Below are 17,994 nucleotides of genomic sequence, written 5' to 3'. Positions count from 1 at the left end.
ACCCTCGGGTAGAGCCCAGTTTTTTGAAGTAAATTCTAGAGAAGGGGTTGGATACATAGTATTAGCATTAGGTACGAGAAAGTAACTGATGTCCAACACAAAATTGTAAAAAATTAAGTATAAATCACTAATTAACTTGAATTTATTTTTAAAAATAAGTATTTGTACATACCTATTGAAAAACAAAAATTCTCTATCTATTCAAGCCGGCAAAAAGCTATTTTTGTAGCATGATAGAGCAAGTCAACGAAATTCGCCGGCAAATCACGGCGTATACCATTGATACTAAGGAACAACTGGAAGATTTCCGGATAGCCTACGTGGGTCGTAAAGGAGCCGTAGCGGGTTTGTTTGAATTACTGAAAACCGTTCCTGCTGAAGAGCGTCGGGCGATGGGTCAGGAACTCAATGGCCTGAAAGATTTAGCTCAGGAAACTTTCCAGTCGGCTCAGGAACGTCTGGAAAACTCTCAAAGCCAGCAGGTTATGCCCGACGTAGACTTAACCCTGCCGACCGTTCCCAACGAGACAGGCAGTTTGCACCCCCTTACCCTGATTCGTCAACGTATTGTCGAGATTTTCGAACGTTTAGGTTTTAATGTAGCCGATGGACCAGAGATCGAAGAAGACTGGTATAACTTCACGGCACTGAACTTTCCCGAAAACCACCCGGCCCGTGAAATGCAGGATACGTTTTTCATCGAGAAAAATGGCCCTGGCAAGGATATTCTGTTGCACACGCATACATCCAATATTCAGGTTCGGCTGATGGAAACACAGGAGCCGCCCTTACGCAGTATTATGCCCGGACGCGTGTATCGTAACGAAGCCATTTCGGCCCGTGCTCACTGTTTTTTTCATCAGATCGAAGGCTTGTACATTGATGAGAATGTGAGCTTCAAGGATTTGAAGGATACCTTGTATCAGTTTGCCCAGGAGCTGTTTGGTTCAGAAGTGCAGGTTCGGTTCCGTCCTTCGTACTTTCCTTTCACCGAGCCTAGTGCGGAAATGGATATTTCCTGCGAAATGCACCGTCCCGGTGGTTGCCGGATTTGCGGCGGAACGCAGAATCAGTGTAAAGGAACGGGCTGGGTAGAAATTCTTGGTTCAGGTATGGTTGATCCGAACGTTCTGGAAAACTGTGGTATTGATTCCAAGAAATACACGGGTTTTGCCTTTGGTATGGGTATCGAACGGATCGCGAACCTGAAATATCGCGTTCGGGATTTGCGACTGTACTCCGAAAACGATGTTCGTTTCCTGCGTCAGTTTGAACAGGCCTAAGGCAAATCTACCTAAGCAAAAGGCGATCGTTTTCGAAACGATCGCCTTTTTTATGGCTGTACACCCTGGTTACGATTCAGAAGGAAGATAATCCAGTACGCCAATCACGCGTCGAATGCCTGTAAAACGATTCTGGTAGTATTTTTCCTGATCAAGCCAATCGAAGCGAACGCCTCCATTATAGGCCGAATGAATGAAGCGAATCTTTCCATCTTTCACCTCGGAAACGATACCTACGTGTCCGATTCGATGGCTTTGTGAATTTCCGCCTTTGAAGAAGATTAAGTCGCCGGGCTGGCAATCTTTGGTATCTACTGCGTGGCCCAGCGATCCCATGGAAGCACTGGAGTGAGGCAGTAGCATGCCAAAGTTTTTGAAGCAAAACCGAACAAATCCGCTGCAATCGAATCCGCCTTTGGTCGTGCCACCCGAGCGATACCGAATGTGCAGATGCTGTTCGGCAAAATTCAGGACGTCATTGGTATAACGTTCCAGTCGGGTACTTTTTGTTTCCTGTTCAACCGCCGCTCGTTGGGCAAAAGATACATTCAGGAAGCAGGTAAAAAAACCTGCTAGAAGAACTTTTCTTAGCATAAAATTCGGTTTGTTGTCACAATGAGGTTCTTAAAGGTAGGCAGAATGGCTGGCACGAAAAAGGCCTTTCGGAGTTCCGAAAGGCCTGACTAAGGGTTACGTAAGAGCGAGTATCTTTTTTAGATGGAGCTACCCCCACTGACCCTCAGATGCTTACCAAAAGCTGTCTAAAGCGGATATTGAGAGGAAAAATTTCAATATTTTTTTATTTTTTTTCCTATTTTTTTCTCATTATTCCTCAAAGTGCAGGATAATTGAACAAAAATGGTTTTCGTAAAAAGCTGTGCCACAGATTTATAAATCCTTACCAAAGCATACACTAAGGCTGTCTTCACCATCGTAGCCATAGTTGGGAATTTGCTCGTAGCCCGTACGTCGATACAGCTCAATCGCTTCGGGTTGACGAACACCTGTTTCCAGTATAACGCGACGGTAACCCAGGCGACGGGCCTCTTCCTCCAACGTTTCCAACAGTCGCCGGGACACTCCCTGCCGACGGTAGCTTTCTAGTACAAACATTCGTTTGATTTCAACTACCCCCGGAGCATAAGGTCGTAGGGCTCCACACCCTATCGCTGCTCCTTCGATGCGGGCAATGACAAAGGCTGAACCCGGAGCTTCGGCAGAATGATATTCATTGGCCGGGAAATCGGGGTAACGACGTTGCAGCTCTTGTACCGCTTCAGCCAATAAAAACTGAGCATCTGCTGACTGTACGGATTCAATTTGTACTTCAATCATAGTTCTTACGTACGATAAAGCCCGTACTCTTCGCGGGAAGGGTACGGGCTTTATCGTAATTCATTATGCATTATAAATTTTCGAAAATCCGCTCTAGGGATACAGCGTGACCGATTTTTGCTTTCAGATCAGCGATGGCAATACGCTCCTGCTCGGTTGAGTCGCGGTGACGAATGGTTACGGTGTTGTCTTCCAGCGTTTGATAATCCACCGCAATACAGAACGGTGTACCAATCAGATCTTGACGGGTATAACGTTTTCCGATACTATCGCGTTCTTCGTAAAATACGTTGAAATCGTATTTCAACTGGTTTTGAATCTCGCGGGCTTTCTCGGGCAGGCCGTCTTTTTTCACCAGAGGTAATACTGCAGCCTTGATCGGAGCCACGGCGGGATGCAGTTTCAGATAGGTACGGGTCTTTCCGTCTTCGCTAGTTTCTTCCGTATACGCATTGCACAATACGGCCAGGAACAGACGATCGGCTCCTACTGACGTTTCCACTACGTATGGAATATAATTTCCGTACGGCTTGCCGTCTTCGTTGAGGTCGTTGTCAAAGTACTGCTGTTTTTTCTTCGAAAGCTCCTGATGGCTTTTGAGATCGAAATCTGTACGGGAGTGAATACCTTCCATTTCCCGGAAGCCGAAAGGAAACTTAAACTCAATATCCACGGCGGCATTGGCGTAGTGAGCCAGCTTATCGTGGGGTTTGAAACGAAGCTTACTGGCTGGAATACCCAGGGCCTGGTGGAATTTCATCCGAGTCTCTTTCCACTTGTCGTACCATTCCATTTCGGTACCGGGGCGGCAGAAGAATTGCATTTCCATCTGCTCAAACTCCCGCATCCGGAAGGTAAACTGCCGGGCTACGATCTCGTTCCGGAAGGCTTTCCCAATCTGGGCAATACCGAAGGGAACTTTCATCCGACCCGTTTTCTGTACGTTCAGGAAGTTTACGAAGATCCCCTGAGCCGTTTCCGGACGCAGGTAAATCAAACTGGCATCGTCGGATACGGCTCCCACCTGGGTCGAGAACATCAGGTTGAACTGGCGTACTTCCGTCCAGTTATCGGTACCAGAAACCGGGCAAACGATTCCTTCTGAAATAATCAGTTCGCGTACGCCTTCCAGATCATTGGCGTCCAGCAGACGACCCATGCGGTTTAGCAAGGTTCCACCGCGTTCGGGATGACCATTATTGGCGTATTCTTCGGCTTTTGCTTCGAGCAATTGATCGGCCCGGTACCGTTTTTGGAGTCTTTATTGTCGATCATCGGATCGTTGAACGAATCCACGTGACCGGAAGCTTTCCAGGTAAGCGGATGCATGAAAATCGAGGCATCAATTCCTACGACGTTATCATGCAGCATCGTCATGGCTTTCCACCAGACTGATTTGAGGTTATTTTTCAGTTCGACGCCATACTGACCGTAATCGTATACGGCCTGTAAGCCATCGTAAATTTCAGAGGAGGGGAAAACAAAGCCGTACTCCTTGGCATGGGCGATGATGTCCTTGAGCGAGCCAGCGGGTTCCTGTTGTTCGGCCATAAAAGGTTTTTCGAAAAATCGAAGTTTGAGAAAACGGAATTCGGGGGGCAAAGATAGAGGAATCAACCTAAAAACCTGCGGCAATCCCGGGCATTCTCTGTAGGATCGTTCCTTAATTCATAGCCTATGGATCTTTGGTAGCATCGTTATTTTAGGTAGCCAGGACTTGCTATTTCTCCGATGCTCCTGATTAGGACTTCTCCAGAAAACCAGCGTTTATGGGAACGATACGGCATCTGGCAAGGATTTTAAAGAAATAGTTATGCAACCGGACATTAAAATTTTCTAATCCTAAAAGGGCTGGATTCTGTACGCCCGAAAAAACATCTTTCTAGCGTCTACGTTACTTTTTAAGACATACCAACGTCCTTGTATCTATGGAATTATATTACACCTTCTCCGTTCTTATCGTTGTCTCCGCTATTTTTTCCTACCTGAATCTTAGGTTTTTACGGTTGCCGGCTACTATCGGTATCATGGTGATGGCCTTGGTTTCTTCCGTTTTTCTGGTAGGCTTTGGACGCTTCTGGCCGCATTTTTTCGATGATGCCGCCCGCTTTATCAAAGGAGCCAACCTCGAAGAGATTCTCATGGGAGCCATGCTGAACTTCCTGCTCTTTGCCGGGGCCATTCACATTCACATTGGTGATTTGCGGGAAGAAAAACGGTACGTCATTGTATTCTCCACCATCAGCGTTATTCTATCTACCTTACTCGTGGGCGGATTGCTCTACCTTACGCTGGGATTTTTACATATGGATATTCCGCTCATTCAGTGTCTGGTCTTTGGAGCTTTGATCTCCCCTACCGATCCCATTGCGGTACTAAGTATTCTAAAAGCGGCGGGTGTTCCTAAATCTCTGGAAACCAAAATTGCGGGTGAATCGCTCTTTAATGATGGCGTAGCCGTCGTTGTTTTCCTGACGTTGCTGGAAATGGCCCGCGAAAGCAGTACGGAATTTTCACTAGCCTCTATTTCGTTATTACTCGTAAAGGAAGCAGTCGGTGGTCTGCTGGTCGGTCTCATTCTGGGTTTTATTGCTTCCAAATCCATGAAACGTATCGATGACTATAAAGTATCCGTTATGATTACGCTGGCTGTGGTCATGGGTGGTTATCTGCTGGCCCAGGCCATACACATTTCTGGTCCGCTGACGATGGTGGCGGCTGGTCTGGTGGTAGGGAACTACGGAAAAACGCAGGCGATGTCGGAAATTACGCAGGATTACCTGGAAAAATTCTGGGAACTGATTGATGAAATCATGAATGCCTGTCTGTTCCTGCTCATTGGCTTTGAACTGATTCTGATCCCTGATTTGGGTAAATACTGGCTGGTGGGTACGATTGCCATCGTGATTGTGCTGCTGGCTCGCTGGATTTCCATCGCCGTTCCTTCCCGCATTATTCCGTTTCGGGAAAAACTCGACCGTCAATCGATGGTGATTCTGGTTTGGGGTGGTCTTCGCGGTGGTGTTTCCGTAGCTCTGGCCCTTTCCATTGACAGTCACTTAAACAATGAACTATTTCTATCCATCACCTATTTCGTGGTGGTATTCTCACTCATCGCCCAGGGCCTTACCATTGGCAAGCTAACCAAGCCTACCCATCCTCAGCCCGTCGATGCGATGTAATCACCCAGGATAGCCCGGAAGCCGTAGGGTTTGCTTATCTTTACGCAAGAAGCATGTTGAATAGAAAACTGCTTTGGGGCGATAGACTGGATTAAAAAATAAATAGAGGTTTCATGAACTTGAAAAAAAGTACGGTGTCGGTATTAGCGATGCTCTTTTGTACTACCGGGTTGTTTCTGACGGGTTGTCAGAGTTCACCCAAGGCCGAAAACACCGAAAATAAGACCGCAGAATCAGCTCAAACGGCTACAACCGAAGCCGGTGATTTTCCGCTACAAACGCTCGACGGCAAAACGATCAATCTTTCGGACCTGAAAGGAAAAGTCGTATTCATGAACGTTTGGGCAACCTGGTGTCCTCCCTGCCGGGCAGAGTTGCCGGACATTGAAAAGCTGTACAAAAAAATGCAGGGCAAACCGGTAGAATTTGTGATGCTGACCGTAGACGAGGAGCTTCAGGCCGCCCGTGATTTTATCAAGAAAGAAGGGTATTCCTTTCCCGTGTACGCTCCTACCGGACCGCTACCGAAAGCGTTTGAAACACAGGCGATTCCTGTAACGTTCGTGATCGATGCCAACGGCAAGATTGTGGATCGGAACGAAGGGATGGCTAATTATAACAGTGATGAGTTTGTAGCTCACCTGACTTCTTTATTACCGAAGTAAGGATTGTTTGAACATAGAAAAAGGGGTACGGAAGGTGTTCCGTATCCCTTTTTCTATGGGGTCCCTGCATTGTATGTGGGGGTATATCCCTCCGGGGTTGGCATACGACTGGTGCAAATAATACCCCGCATTGCATGCGGGGCTAATCAGTTTGAACCCCTTCGGGGTTGAAATTACAAACTCCGAAGGAGTTCCATACAACTAGCCATGGGAGCAACCCTTGGTATTTGCACGGGTACCCGTGGCATTTACACAAAGTCCTCCCGCATCGGTGTGAATACATCCACCAGTACCCCCGGCTCGCGGCACACGGCTCCGTGGGGCATATGGGGCGGAATGTAGTAGGCATCGCCCTTCTGTAGCATCTGACGTTCTTCGCCGATGATGATTTCAAATACACCGCTTTCCACGTAGCTCATCTGCGTATGCGGATGCTGATGAATCGTTCCTACCGCTCCCCGCTCGAAATCCACCCTAACCATCATTAAACTGGAATCGTAGCTGAGTACTTTCCGACGTAAGCCTTCACCTACGGTTTCCCAGGAGAGGTCATCAGCTTTCACAAAACGTAATTCTTTCGGATCCATAATTCTCGGAGTTAATCGGCCTCAAAGAAAGGCATTCCTATCCAGAAGGTCCGCCTTAGCGAGCGTCTTCCCGTACTTTTTTAGCCTTGGAAGTATCCGTATGTAACAATTCGACCTGTTTCGAACGGTCTCCCGAAACTTTCAGTAAGAGCGAAGAAGCAGGCGAATACCCGATCCGATCCAGTGTAATCGCCTGACTATTCTGTACCTGCATGACTGGCATCTGTTTGCTCAGTAGCTGTACATTCTTTAACGTAATACGCTGTCCTTCAATACAAACCAATCCTTTATTGGATTCGATTACGGAATTTTCAATCAGAATATCCTGAATATTCATTTCTGGCAAACCCCGTACGAGGATTCCCGTTTCGGCCCCTTTACAAACCACGTTCCGAACGAAAAACCGACGGAATTGCGGCGTACCTTCATTGATGGGCTTGGCTTCGATCGGCAACGGATCGGATTTGTCGCCCGTCTGCGGAACGGGATCTTTTGCCATGTAGTACATATCAAACAAGATGGCTTCGCCGGGAATGCGGGTCATTTGAATATCGGAGATGAATACATCCTCCACGATTCCACCCCGGCCACGCGTAGTTTTGAACCGCAGTCCGACATCCGTTCCCAGAAACGAGCAATTCGATACGAATAGATTCCGGGCACCACCCGACATTTCGCTTCCTACTACAAAACCGCCGTGGGCGTGAAAGACCGTACTGTTGCGGGCGATAACATTTTCGGTCGGTACTCCCCGCTTGCGACCCTCTTCATCGCGGCCTGATTTGATACAGATGCCGTCGTCCCCTACGTCGAAGGTGCAGCCGTCGATCAGAGCGTTTTTGCAGGATTCCAGATCCAGTCCGTCGCCATTCTGAGCGTACCAGGGATTCCGTACCGTCACGTTTTTCAGCGTAATATCCTGACATAAAAGCGGGTGTACACACCAGGCAGGTGAGTTTTGAATAGTAACGCCTTCAAGTAGAATGTTCTGGCAACGCGTCAGACTCAGCATATTGGGCCGCAGGAAATCCCGGATTTCTTCGGACTTCTTGAAATCAAAGCCATTCGCCAGACTTACCGCTCCTTTCACTTTAGCCCCTTTGAGTGACTGCTCGGACGGGTACCAGATTTCCCCGTCTACAACACCGCCCGAGGCCACGAGTTTCTCCCAGGCGGGCGGGTTTAACTTGCTTTTTTCACGGCTCGCCAGCCATCTCCGGCTCCATCGATAAAACCTTCGCCCGTAATGGCAATGTCGTGTACGTCGGTAGCACTAATGGGAGCCTGACAACGAATGGCGTCCAGTCCTTCCCAGGTTGTTTTTACCAAGGGATAATCACTTTTACGATCGCTGAATTGCAACAAAGCTCCGCGTTGCAGGTGCAGATTGACGTTGTTTTTCAGGACAATTGGTCCCGTTAACCACAAGCCCGAGGCTATCAGTACCGTGCCGCCACCGGCTTCGCTACAGGTTGTAATGGCTTTATTGATGGCGATAGAATTTAGGGTCTGTCCGTCAGCTTTGGCTCCGTAGTTTTCAATCCGAAAGGTATCTTTCCGGAAAACAGGCTGATAAATCTGGGGAAGTTCGTAGGCCAGCTTTTCCTGAAATGGACTCTTTTTCAGAGCTTTGGCCAATTCCGTTTTCTCTTCCCGCAGGCCATCGGCCACGAGAGCGGCCATATGAGCAGCCCCGTACGCCGAAAAGTGCGTATCGTCTTTCACTTCTTTGGGCCGACTGGCAAAGTAGCCGGGCGTGTACCACAAAAACAGGCGTTTGGAGGGTTCTACGCCCATGGTTTGCAGCAATTGACGGCTTTTTTGATGCAAATCCACCAGAGGTACGTTCTGTTGCTGAGCCACGGCTTTTACGGCCGCCGGATAGTCGCCGTGCGTATCCTGAACCGTTCCTTTTTCGTCAAACCGGCGACGCATCACGGGCGTAATCAGTACGGGATGTGCTCCCTTCGCTTTCGTTTCCCGAATAAAACGGGTCAGGTTTTCGCGGTACGTCGTTTGCGGATCGGCATATCGGGTGGAATCTTCCTTTTTTTCATCGTTGTGCCCAAACTGAATTAGTACCCAGTCCCCCGCGTGCAGCTCGTCCAGCACCTTCTTCCAGCGACCTTCGTTAATGAAACTTTTCGTACTGCGACCGTTAACGGCGTGATTACGAACCACTACGGTCTCATCCAGAAATTCGGGCAGCATTTGTCCCCAACCCCGTTCGGGGTCCTGTGGATTCGGTTTAGTAGCCAGGGTCGAATCGCCAATCAGGAAGACCTGCTTCCGGGAATCGAGGGTTTGAAACGAGAGACTAACCAGCAAACTGGCAAAAACAAGGATTTTCTTCATAGCATCGATACAGCATCATTCGCTATAAAGACGCGATCCGGTGAACGCATCCCTAGCCTGACCCGAAAAACCACCCTGATTTTGGCCCTTTTCTCTGGCATTCTCTTTTCTGGAATACCCGTCTGATTATTCCGAAGTATAGCTATGAAATCATATACACTGGTCACGCTGCTGCTGCTTGGCTTGCTGAGTGCCTGCAATAAGCCAAGCACCGTCATTCAGGCACTCCTGGGTGAACAATCTCCCCGTGACACCTACGTCCGTACCTTACGCAAACAGGGCATGCTCGAAACAGAAGCCGTACAGCAATGGCTTCATGCGGGCGAAACGGCCCTTCGCGATTCGTTGATTGTTTCACTGCCGTTTCGGGAAGACGGCGTATTCCCGGCGGGTGGTCAGCGGGTGTTTACGTACCAGTTTACCCTACCCGCGGGTCGGCGGCTGGAAGTTCAGTTGAACAGTACGGATAGTCTGTACTTTCTCGACTTGTTTCAGCTCCGGGAAAATGCCTCCCCTCAACGTCTGGCATATGTATCGGAGAAAAACCGCATCCTCCGCTGGGAGGCGACGGACGATACGCCGCTTTTGCTCCGCCTGCAACCGCAGCTTTCACAATCCGAAGGTGAGTTTTCGCTTCGTTTACGGACGGAACCCCTGCTGGCTTTCCCCGTTGCCGGGAAATCCGCCCAACACATTATTAGTTTCTGGGGAGCCGCCCGCGATGGCGGAGCCCGCTCACATGAGGGAATTGACGTGATTGCTCCTCGCGGTACGCCCCTACTGGCTTCGGTGCCGGGTTACATCACTCGCACGGGTACGAATCCGCTGGGAGGTAACGTCGTTCATCTTTCCGCCGATGGCTTGAATCTCTCGCTCTACTACGCTCACCTCGACCAGCAGTTGGTTCAGTCCGGGCAACGCGTACGAGCGGGCGATACGCTGGGAACGGTTGGCAATACGGGCAACGCCATCACGACGGCTCCACACCTGCATTTTGGCATCTATCGCTCAGGCGGGGCGGTTGATCCCCTCCCGTACGTACAGGCCCCGGAATTGCCCGCCGCTACGGTTTCCAAACGATCCGCGGATACCTTGCGAACCCGGGAAGCGACCGCCCTCTTCAGTAGTTTGCCCCCGTCGCGTACGACCCGACAACGGTTGCCCCGACACGCGATCGTATGGGTGGAAGCGGCCACCAAGGGATACTTCCGGGTCCAGACCCCCGAAGGGCAGCGAGGGTATGTACTCGCCAGCAGTATTCAGCCTACGGATAAACGGCTCAGTCGACGGAAACTTACGACGATGGGAATCTTCCGGGAAAACCTCACGGAAGCCGTAGCGGATACACTTCCTAAAGGAACGACTATCGACGTACTGGGCACTGCTGCCGCCCACGAATTCATTCGTTTGTCGGACGGACGACGGGGCTGGATTCCGACGATTTCTGACGTAAAAACGCTCTGATTTTCGCTTGAATAAGCGTCCGATTCGACCCGCCAGAATCCTGTTTTTTTGAAGTCAGAAAAATATTTCAAAATCGCAAAAAATATAGTATTAAAATATTGATTATCAGATTACTATCTCCTACAAAATAATTATCTTTAAGGAACATAAGTCTAGTAAAGGATGTTCTATTAATCCATAAGCCTCCTTGAAAAAATGCAAGAAAATAATCAGTCCTTAGCGATACATCAGGAAGAGGACGAGCAGTGGAAACAGTCCATTGCCGCCCGCGTTTTTCTGAACCACTTTTTTGGTATTCACTACCACATCCGGCATACGGAAGAGAATAGCAAATTAGCTGATCTGGATCGATTCCGTACCTACGCTCCCCGTATGAACGAGGCAAGTCTGGACATGACCAAGCGGATGTTACTGAATGCCTGGAATACCGAATATGCACTGCGGAATACAGCCTCCATGGGTGATGACTCGTTTCTGTCGAATGCCTTACACTGGACCTTCCCCCAGGCCTATTACTGCGTGTGGTATAGCCTGCGGGCGTTTCTGGCTACGCAGGGCGTACTGACCAACGACGAGATGAACATTCGCCGACGTACCAGTCGACTGGTCGCTAATTCATACTACCCCCGTTACCTAAGCTTTTACGCCGACGGTCCGCTGGATCATTACCACGTGCACCGACTGCCGCGTGGGCATCGGAAACCGGGTTTATTACTGGCAGATACTCCCTTTGAAGCTCAGGCTCAGGTAGGACAGTTTTTGCGTACGACGCGGACCCTACAGCTCCGTTCGCTGCGGCAGAAATTACAGACCAACCCTGCTATTGCTTTACGGAGTGAACGTACGGGTAAGATTCTGGAAAAATTCAGTCAGCGAAACTGGCAGGAACTCTCCGACCGGGTTGGTTTAACAACGTTTCTGGATTTGTTTTCGCGACTCCGGATTTCCTCTACGAATCGCGAGATAGAACGTTTCGTGAATATTGACCTGGATTTTAAGCTTTTCAATGTATGTCTGCTTGACATCGTGGACCATATCAACGCCGTACACGAAGCGTATGTAGTGAAAGCGATGGGTGTAGCGGCGTACCGTGAGTTTCTGGCTACGTTGCCCGAATACTTACAGAACAGTTTTGTTCAAAGACGTTTTACCGAGCGGATTCGGCCCGAGATAGATACACGGTTGTTTCCGTTATCAGGCCAGATTGCGGCCTGAGCAAGTAAACCCGAAATAGATTGTAACCCTACTCAACCCAGTTAACAGCCATGACTCAGGAAACCATTTTTATGAAATCAAAAGGCGGTGGCCAGTATTTTAAATGCCAGGGTGACGAAGTGAAGATTATCTGTTTGTATGAGTTTAATCCGCTTGTTGAACGGACTCGTATGCGTCCGGACACGCTGGGCAAACTGGCCTGCGATCCCTGTACAGAAAGTGAATTCAGAGAAGCCGAAATGCGAGTGGCCCGCCTGTTGGATTTACCCGTAGTCTTAAGCGAAACGACCAACCGAGCGTAAGACGATGAATCGCCAGCCGTACCTGTTAGCGTACGGCTGGTGGCGAATAAAATCCAGCCCACTAATCCTTACTTTATTTTCTTATTTGTTGATCCTTTTAGATTCTTGAAAAAATTTAATTTGCTTTTATTAGTACTCTAATCTTCTTCTTTTCAGAATCTATTATCCTCTTTTTTTCAAACAAAAAGCGTCGATATTAAAAACATCGACGCTTCTACTTTACATAAATTGAAGCTAAGCCGCCAAACTTACTTCAATTAAATCTCCTGTTTAAAAGGAGACGTGCAAAAGTAGGCAATCAGCTTCTATTCGTAGCAGTTATCAATGATCAATTTTTAAATTAAACTTAAAAAAATACGGTTATTGAGGCTCTGCTTTATATTCATACATTTATACGCTGAACATTTTAATGATTGATAAGGCTTGTATGACTTAATGAACTATCATTATTTAAGCCTCATACTAGTTTTCAATACTTCGTCTTTTATGTTAGGTATAATTTCCTAATAAATCCTTAATTACCTGTCTGGTTTATGTTTGATTAAATTTACATTTCTGGTAATTCAATCTTTTAAAATCAGCTCAGGTGATACAAAAAAAAGAGTCGGTAATACCAACTCTTTTTACCTGTTCTTTTCCTGAAATTCAGATTACTACTAAGCTTCAAAATCCTTTTTAAGCAGCGATTTGAAAGGCGTTTGTCTTTGTAGGAAAATCAAAACCTAAATGACGATACGCTTTTTCGGTAGCTTCCCGACCCCGGGGTGTACGCATTAGGTATCCTTCCTGAATGAGGAACGGTTCGTATACTTCTTCAATTGTCTCCGCTTCATCCCCGATAGCCGTGGCAATGGTGGAAAGACCTACCGGACCTCCCTTGAATTTCTCAATAATCGCCAGTAGGATCCGGTTGTCCATTTCGTCCAGCCCTCCCTCATCTACTTCCAGGGCTTTCAAAGACAGCGAGGCTATATCCCGCGTAATGATTCCATTCCCCAGGACCTGAGCAAAGTCACGCGTACGACGCAGCAGGTTATTGGCAATCCGCGGCGTACCCCGACTCCGGCGAGCCAGCTCCATGGCTCCTTCCGGCTCGATGGGCGTACCCAACATGGTCGAAGAACGGGTAATAATGCTGGACAACAAATCCGCGTCGTAGTATTCCAGTCGGCAGTTGATACCAAACCGGGCCCGTAACGGTGAGGTAAGCAGCCCCGCCCGCGTCGTGGCTCCAATCAAAGTAAAAGGATTTAAACCGATTTGTACGGTTCGGGAGTTAGGCCCGGAATCGAGCAAAATATCAATCCGGTAATCTTCCATGGCCGAGTACAGGTACTCTTCTACCACAGGATTGAGCCGGTGAATCTCATCAATGAACAGTACGTCGCCCATTTGTAAGGTAGTTAGCACGCCCGTCAGATCACTGGGCTTTTCCAGTACGGGTCCAGTGGTTGCTTTCAGTCCGGCTCCCATCTCGTTAGCCAGAATGTGAGAGAGCGTCGTTTTGCCCAGACCCGGAGGTCCGTGTAACAATACATGGTCGAGCGTTTCGCCGCGTTGCTTCGCCGCCTGAACGAAAATCTTCAGGTTCTCCAGCACTTTTTCCTGACCCGTAAAGTCGTCGAACGAGAGGGGACGCAACGCCCGTTCAAATTCCCGATCGGCATCCTTCACCGTTTTCTGACGAACAATATTTTCTTCCATCGGTGATTATCTTTTTTATTCAAATATACCCAAACATTTGCATAGTTGCCAGCATTAAAAGTAAAAAACTGAAATAAAATCTATTTTTTTGAGTCAATTATTCAACTATTTATGTATATTTGTATATCAACTATTGACCATTCCACGCGATGATTATTCAACGAGATTTGTTCTATCAGACGCCCGATGGCGAACATTTTTTCCGTCAGGAAGACGGTTTTGTAACGATCGTGGCGTACCGGGAAGAGTGTCCGGCCATTCAGCGGCTTCGGTACTGGCCCGGTATGTTGTACGCCTATGGCTGCGTACCTACTTCAGCCGCTGCGTACGCCCACGCGTTCAATCAGACCGAGGCGTTGTTACGCAATATGGCTCCGAAAGTGGCCGACGAAATTCCATTCACGCCGGGTAAAATTGCCTCTTAATTTCAGCCACCCGTATGTCTAATAAATCATTCGCATTGCTCTGTATTCGTCAGGACGTAGCCCGGCATGGGCACTTGACGCCCGAGGGAATGAGGATCTATCGGGATTGTAAACTTACGGCCCGCGAATTATCGCAGGCTACTTCACAGGGACTGGAATTATATCAGCAATGGAGACGAAAATGAATGAAGAAAGTTACCGGCAGCTTCGCCGGATCTCGAATAGCGACCTAAGCCGCTTTCGGGATTACTTATTTGGTAAGAAATCGTATATCCCTCCCCGTACTGCCACTTTTGGCCGGGCTTTGCACGCAACGCTACTGGAGCCGAACGTTCCGCAAATTGAGGTACATACCGCAGACCAGGAACGACTGGCTTTACTAGAGAAGAATCTGCGTTCCCATAAAGCGTTTAACTGGTACCGTCAGTACTCCAAAAAGGAGCACGCTCAGTTATTTACGGATTCGGCTACGGATTTACTCTGCAAGGCTCGTCTGGATATGGTGTATCAAAACCGGGTCGTACTGGATTTGAAGACTACTTCAGCCCGTTCGTATCAGGACTTTATCAGTCAGTGTCATAATCTGGAATATGACCGGCAGGCGGCCTTTTATCTGGATAGCCTGGGAGGTACGGGGAAGCAGTTTATTTTCGTAGGCGTTCAGAAGAAAGAACCGTACGATATTTTCTGGTTTGAAACAACGCCGGAATTTCTGGCAGAGGGTCGTAAGAAGTATCAGTTTCTGCTGGAAACCTGGAAAGAAGTAAACTTTGATTTCAATCAGGGTGAGCCCTGGCGTCTGGTTGCCTGATTATCAACGATCGCTCGATCGTTCTTCCCGAAGGCTTAGGGCTTTCGGGAAGATTTTCAACTTCGGCTACTTCCCTCTTACGTACTTTTCGTTAAAGGCTTCTTTTTGCTTCAGGTATTCCGGGTGCTGACGGGCCTGATCCCAGTACGCTTTAAAGACCGTGGCGGCCTTTGCTTTTTCGCTGGTCAACGCATCTTCCTCCTGCGGACGGAGCGGATTTTTCTTGTGAATACTTCCGGAAGAATACGGATACGCCCGGGTTTCGGGTTCATAATCGCTTTCCTGTTCCGTGTACTTTTTTCCGCTGGCATGGTTGGCGTATCGTCGGGCTCGCGTAAAGCCCATTTGTAAATACTTCCGGGCCATATCTGCTCCCACAAAATCCTGCTCGGCCAGATACGTTTCAAATTTTTTATAAATCGCTTCCGCCGATTCCTGAGCAATGGCTTCGGTCCGAAATCGCCACAGGGGCAGGATTTCTGATTTATAGGGTTCGACTAGCAATACCCCCTGCTCTCCTACGCCTACGCGATACAATTCCGGATGCTCCCGAAAATTGGTTTTCCGAAAGTCCAGATCATACTGAAAGGCTTTTTTCGACGGTTTCTTTTCCATTTTTCCTAAAGGCTGATACCCTGCCTAGCAAAAAAAGCGGCCCAGCCTGAAACAGACCGGGCCTAGTTAGGTATAGGTGGGTAGAATAAACAATTTGCTGCAAGGCTTACCAAAGCTGTTTCACTCCCTGCGAACGGTATAACTCATAATGGCCGTCGGGGGAAATCAGCGTTGCTCCGGTTGCCAGGGCCTGAGCAGCCAGCCAGCCGCAGGTAATGCGTTTTGTCGGGGCGGTCAGAGCCGTCAGATTACGGTATTTTTCAAGGGCCTGGGCATCCATAGGTAGTAACTGTAACTTATAGTGATTCATGACCTGTTGCATGAACTCACCAAAGTTGACCCGGATTCCGTACAAGCCCTGTTTCATTTTTTCAGCCAGCTCGAGCCAGGAACATTCACTAACGAAACACACCGTACCCGGCTCGTTAATGGCAACCACGGCCGTTTGAGAAAGGCGGTACGCGTCACGAATGAGATAATCCAGCGTCGGTGTATCGAGTAGCAACCGCGTTGGCCAGCGTTTAGGCTCTTTGTACTCGTGCTTGAGGGCCTGAACTTCCTGCCAAACCTGCGGCGAAACTTTTTCAATAAGATCTTTAGGCACCTTCGTTACTTTACGCGAACGACTAGCGACTGAAGCCATTGCTTCAACGGGAAGAACCGGCGATGGGGTTATTTTTGAAGGCATGGCTTACTTCTTTTTGGTACTCAGTTAGTTAAAACAATCTATAGACTAGGCCCGTTGGGGGTAGGCCGTATTTTTCTCGGAAAAACTGCCATGAAAACGTTCCAGATATTCAGCCCGCCGCTCAAAGTGACTGTGCAAAAGCTGAACAATACGGCGACGGCTTAACGGTCTACGCCAACGACTCACGCGTGAACGTACTTCCTTAAACGCCACCACAAATTCACGGTAACTTTCGTAGGGAAACTGCTGAGCCAATTCTTCGGCCAGCGAGCTAATCTGAGCGGGCAACAACCGACAGTCTGCCTGAGCAGCTATCGATAAGTCAGCCAGGGTTACGCACAAAAGCTTTACTACCGTATCTTTTCCCAGCTTTCGCCCGATTTCACTACACTTGGGAAAACGCCAGGCTGTACCAAAGGTGGAATTTTCCCGTAAGTGTTCATATAATTCCAGCATACTTGCCGAAGGCGTAGCTGCCTGACGTATGCTCAGGGATGTCAGGCCCTGCAACAATTGGTGCTCCACCGAAGGTTGCGAGGACAAGCGGCCCAGTATCGGTTCAGAATGAAGTTTGATCATTTCAGAATCAGGAACTATTCCCGTTATTTTAGAAACATCAAAAATTTGTTGAGCAGTTGACGCAAGAATTTAAAAAACGATTGACTACTTTTGCTGCACGCCACAACAACTCTTGCATCACTATGGAATCATCTTCAATGACGACTATCTACGAAAGACTCTCTCACCTCATCCAGCTCAAGAAGCTGACGCCTTATCGTTTCAGTCAGGAACTAGGGTTTTCGAAACCCGCTAAATTGTACTCGATTCTTAAGGGGAAAACGCAGCCCAGCTACGATACCCTTACTTCCATTGCCACGGTTTACCATGACCTGGACTGTAACTGGTTACTTCGTGGCACGGGTCAGACGTACATCACGCTTACGCCTGTAGTACCTTCTGAAAGCATTAATGCGGAAACGGAAGGCCCCTTACTCGGCGTGGAATTACTACAAAAACAAATTCAATTCCTTGAAAAACAGGTCAGTGACCGTGATGAAGTGATTGCTCTACTGAAAGAACAAATCATCGTTTTACGTGACGTGATTAATCGACTTAAGCCCGTTAACGAAAACGTTACGCTTTCCTAGAAAGTCCGCCTCTTCTCTCCTGCACCTATCTTTTTTCACAGGCGGACTTTCTAGTTCACGTTTAAGCAGCACTCGAGCCCAATTGCTTCACTGGTTCGGGTAATGATACCACTTCGGGCTCCGGTAAGCGGTTATAGTATTTGGAAACAATCCGGTGCATCGCTGAGTCCGTCAGCGTTTCTGCCCGGTATAAATGATGGTCACGGGCAAAGTCA

Annotated in this window: 19 protein-coding genes and 1 pseudogene; 10 read left to right on the top strand and 10 right to left on the bottom strand. The window is 48.3% G+C overall.

Annotation, left to right across the window (positions count from 1 at the left end; translation table 11 throughout):
• Window positions 1-230 precede the first annotated feature (230 nt).
• Window positions 231-1,283, top strand: coding sequence for a phenylalanine--tRNA ligase subunit alpha (pheS, locus tag BWI93_RS02835; protein ID WP_094808657.1), 1,053 nt, complete (start codon window positions 231-233; stop codon window positions 1,281-1,283).
• A gap of 69 nt (window positions 1,284-1,352) precedes the next feature.
• On the opposite strand, the gene BWI93_RS02830 is transcribed toward pheS, so the two are convergent.
• The 3 genes and pseudogenes from BWI93_RS02830 to BWI93_RS02820 form a co-directional block, all read right to left on the bottom strand.
• Window positions 1,353-1,877, bottom strand: coding sequence for a C40 family peptidase (locus BWI93_RS02830; RefSeq protein WP_094808656.1), 525 nt, complete (start codon window positions 1,875-1,877; stop codon window positions 1,353-1,355).
• A gap of 294 nt (window positions 1,878-2,171) precedes the next feature.
• On the bottom strand, window positions 2,172-2,618 hold the full coding sequence (locus BWI93_RS02825; protein WP_094808655.1) for a GNAT family N-acetyltransferase: 447 nt from the start codon (window positions 2,616-2,618) through the stop codon (window positions 2,172-2,174).
• A gap of 70 nt (window positions 2,619-2,688) precedes the next feature.
• Window positions 2,689-4,169, bottom strand: a pseudogene (locus BWI93_RS02820) (glycine--tRNA ligase).
• A gap of 377 nt (window positions 4,170-4,546) precedes the next feature.
• Between BWI93_RS02820 and BWI93_RS02815 the strand changes: the two are divergent.
• Both BWI93_RS02815 and BWI93_RS02810 read left to right on the top strand, forming a co-directional pair.
• The gene (locus BWI93_RS02815) at window positions 4,547-5,800 is read left to right on the top strand and encodes a sodium:proton antiporter (protein ID WP_094808654.1); all 1,254 of its coding nucleotides are present in this window, start codon (window positions 4,547-4,549) and stop codon (window positions 5,798-5,800) included.
• Between the two features lie 113 nt (window positions 5,801-5,913).
• Window positions 5,914-6,465: a TlpA disulfide reductase family protein gene (locus tag BWI93_RS02810; RefSeq protein ID WP_094808653.1), complete on the top strand. Its 552-nt coding sequence runs from the start codon at window positions 5,914-5,916 to the stop codon at window positions 6,463-6,465.
• Window positions 6,466-6,713: 248 nt separating this feature from the next.
• On the opposite strand, the gene BWI93_RS02805 is transcribed toward BWI93_RS02810, so the two are convergent.
• The 3 genes from BWI93_RS02805 to BWI93_RS29345 are packed head-to-tail and all read right to left on the bottom strand — an operon-like array spanning window position 6,714 to window position 9,407.
• Window positions 6,714-7,052 (bottom strand): cupin domain-containing protein, encoded by a 339-nt coding sequence (locus tag BWI93_RS02805; protein ID WP_094808652.1) that lies wholly within the window; start codon window positions 7,050-7,052, stop codon window positions 6,714-6,716.
• A 55-nt stretch (window positions 7,053-7,107) separates the two neighbouring features.
• On the bottom strand, window positions 7,108-8,211 hold the full coding sequence (locus BWI93_RS29350) for a glycoside hydrolase family 28 protein (protein WP_369679084.1): 1,104 nt from the start codon (window positions 8,209-8,211) through the stop codon (window positions 7,108-7,110).
• Window positions 8,212-8,234: 23 nt separating this feature from the next.
• Window positions 8,235-9,407 carry a GDSL-type esterase/lipase family protein gene (locus BWI93_RS29345; protein WP_369679083.1) on the bottom strand — a complete coding sequence of 391 codons (1,173 nt, stop codon included), beginning with the start codon at window positions 9,405-9,407 and terminating at the stop codon, window positions 8,235-8,237.
• A 144-nt stretch (window positions 9,408-9,551) separates the two neighbouring features.
• Here BWI93_RS29345 and BWI93_RS02795 point away from each other — a divergent pair, with 144 nt between their 5' ends.
• The 3 genes from BWI93_RS02795 (at window position 9,552) to BWI93_RS02785 (ending at window position 12,388) form a co-directional block, all read left to right on the top strand.
• Window positions 9,552-10,871, top strand: coding sequence for a M23 family metallopeptidase (locus BWI93_RS02795; protein ID WP_094808651.1), 1,320 nt, complete (start codon window positions 9,552-9,554; stop codon window positions 10,869-10,871).
• 195 nt (window positions 10,872-11,066) lie between these two features.
• Entirely contained in the window at window positions 11,067-12,086 is a 1,020-nt protein-coding gene (locus BWI93_RS02790; protein ID WP_094808650.1) for a hypothetical protein, read from the top strand.
• Between the two features lie 50 nt (window positions 12,087-12,136).
• A complete protein-coding gene (locus BWI93_RS02785) occupies window positions 12,137-12,388 on the top strand; it encodes a hypothetical protein (protein WP_094808649.1) in 252 nt (83 codons plus the stop codon).
• Window positions 12,389-13,063: 675 nt separating this feature from the next.
• On the opposite strand, the gene ruvB is transcribed toward BWI93_RS02785, so the two are convergent.
• Window positions 13,064-14,092 (bottom strand): Holliday junction branch migration DNA helicase RuvB, encoded by a 1,029-nt coding sequence (gene ruvB, locus BWI93_RS02780; protein WP_094808648.1) that lies wholly within the window; start codon window positions 14,090-14,092, stop codon window positions 13,064-13,066.
• A 149-nt stretch (window positions 14,093-14,241) separates the two neighbouring features.
• Here ruvB and BWI93_RS02775 point away from each other — a divergent pair, with 149 nt between their 5' ends.
• Genes BWI93_RS02775 through BWI93_RS02770 form a run of 3 tightly spaced genes read left to right on the top strand, consistent with a single transcriptional unit; the run spans window position 14,242 to window position 15,328 of the window.
• Window positions 14,242-14,517, top strand: a complete 276-nt coding sequence (locus BWI93_RS02775; RefSeq protein WP_094808647.1) for a hypothetical protein — start codon at window positions 14,242-14,244, stop codon at window positions 14,515-14,517.
• A 14-nt stretch (window positions 14,518-14,531) separates the two neighbouring features.
• Window positions 14,532-14,702 (top strand): hypothetical protein, encoded by a 171-nt coding sequence (locus tag BWI93_RS27620; RefSeq protein ID WP_158242700.1) that lies wholly within the window; start codon window positions 14,532-14,534, stop codon window positions 14,700-14,702.
• A complete protein-coding gene (locus tag BWI93_RS02770) occupies window positions 14,699-15,328 on the top strand; it encodes a PD-(D/E)XK nuclease-like domain-containing protein (protein ID WP_176454107.1) in 630 nt (209 codons plus the stop codon). Before BWI93_RS27620 ends, BWI93_RS02770 begins: the two co-directional genes overlap by 4 nt.
• 66 nt (window positions 15,329-15,394) lie before the next feature.
• On the opposite strand, the gene BWI93_RS02765 is transcribed toward BWI93_RS02770, so the two are convergent.
• From BWI93_RS02765 to BWI93_RS02755, 3 genes are all read right to left on the bottom strand, one after another.
• Window positions 15,395-15,943, bottom strand: a complete 549-nt coding sequence (locus BWI93_RS02765; RefSeq protein ID WP_094808645.1) for a DUF4385 domain-containing protein — start codon at window positions 15,941-15,943, stop codon at window positions 15,395-15,397.
• Window positions 15,944-16,049: 106 nt separating this feature from the next.
• Window positions 16,050-16,586 (bottom strand): type II toxin-antitoxin system VapC family toxin, encoded by a 537-nt coding sequence (locus BWI93_RS02760; RefSeq protein WP_094808644.1) that lies wholly within the window; start codon window positions 16,584-16,586, stop codon window positions 16,050-16,052.
• 90 nt (window positions 16,587-16,676) lie between these two features.
• On the bottom strand, window positions 16,677-17,210 hold the full coding sequence (locus tag BWI93_RS02755) for a hypothetical protein (RefSeq protein ID WP_094808643.1): 534 nt from the start codon (window positions 17,208-17,210) through the stop codon (window positions 16,677-16,679).
• Window positions 17,211-17,332: 122 nt separating this feature from the next.
• Between BWI93_RS02755 and BWI93_RS02750 the strand changes: the two genes are divergently transcribed.
• Window positions 17,333-17,779 (top strand): helix-turn-helix transcriptional regulator, encoded by a 447-nt coding sequence (locus BWI93_RS02750; protein ID WP_141217329.1) that lies wholly within the window; start codon window positions 17,333-17,335, stop codon window positions 17,777-17,779.
• The last annotated feature ends 215 nt before the right edge of the window (window positions 17,780-17,994 follow it).

Origin of the sequence: Siphonobacter sp. BAB-5385 (assembly GCF_002261125.1) — a bacterium.
In the GTDB taxonomy this organism is placed as follows: Bacteria; Bacteroidota; Bacteroidia; order Cytophagales; family Spirosomataceae; genus Siphonobacter.
Note: the sequence above shows the minus strand (reverse complement) of the source record. Positions and strands in the feature narration are given on the sequence as shown.

Coding starts and splice junctions, on each gene's coding strand:
- pheS (WP_094808657.1), top strand. CDS start 231: ATGATAGAGCAAGTCAACGAAATTCGCCGGCAAATCACGGCGTATACC.
- BWI93_RS02830 (WP_094808656.1), bottom strand. CDS start 1,877: ATGCTAAGAAAAGTTCTTCTAGCAGGTTTTTTTACCTGCTTCCTGAAT.
- BWI93_RS02825 (WP_094808655.1), bottom strand. CDS start 2,618: ATGATTGAAGTACAAATTGAATCCGTACAGTCAGCAGATGCTCAGTTT.
- BWI93_RS02815 (WP_094808654.1), top strand. CDS start 4,547: ATGGAATTATATTACACCTTCTCCGTTCTTATCGTTGTCTCCGCTATT.
- BWI93_RS02810 (WP_094808653.1), top strand. CDS start 5,914: ATGAACTTGAAAAAAAGTACGGTGTCGGTATTAGCGATGCTCTTTTGT.
- BWI93_RS02805 (WP_094808652.1), bottom strand. CDS start 7,052: ATGGATCCGAAAGAATTACGTTTTGTGAAAGCTGATGACCTCTCCTGG.
- BWI93_RS29345 (WP_369679083.1), bottom strand. CDS start 9,407: ATGAAGAAAATCCTTGTTTTTGCCAGTTTGCTGGTTAGTCTCTCGTTT.
- BWI93_RS02795 (WP_094808651.1), top strand. CDS start 9,552: ATGAAATCATATACACTGGTCACGCTGCTGCTGCTTGGCTTGCTGAGT.
- BWI93_RS02790 (WP_094808650.1), top strand. CDS start 11,067: ATGCAAGAAAATAATCAGTCCTTAGCGATACATCAGGAAGAGGACGAG.
- BWI93_RS02785 (WP_094808649.1), top strand. CDS start 12,137: ATGACTCAGGAAACCATTTTTATGAAATCAAAAGGCGGTGGCCAGTAT.
- ruvB (WP_094808648.1), bottom strand. CDS start 14,092: ATGGAAGAAAATATTGTTCGTCAGAAAACGGTGAAGGATGCCGATCGG.
- BWI93_RS02775 (WP_094808647.1), top strand. CDS start 14,242: ATGATTATTCAACGAGATTTGTTCTATCAGACGCCCGATGGCGAACAT.
- BWI93_RS27620 (WP_158242700.1), top strand. CDS start 14,532: ATGTCTAATAAATCATTCGCATTGCTCTGTATTCGTCAGGACGTAGCC.
- BWI93_RS02770 (WP_176454107.1), top strand. CDS start 14,699: ATGAATGAAGAAAGTTACCGGCAGCTTCGCCGGATCTCGAATAGCGAC.
- BWI93_RS02765 (WP_094808645.1), bottom strand. CDS start 15,943: ATGGAAAAGAAACCGTCGAAAAAAGCCTTTCAGTATGATCTGGACTTT.
- BWI93_RS02760 (WP_094808644.1), bottom strand. CDS start 16,586: ATGGCTTCAGTCGCTAGTCGTTCGCGTAAAGTAACGAAGGTGCCTAAA.
- BWI93_RS02755 (WP_094808643.1), bottom strand. CDS start 17,210: ATGATCAAACTTCATTCTGAACCGATACTGGGCCGCTTGTCCTCGCAA.
- BWI93_RS02750 (WP_141217329.1), top strand. CDS start 17,333: ATGGAATCATCTTCAATGACGACTATCTACGAAAGACTCTCTCACCTC.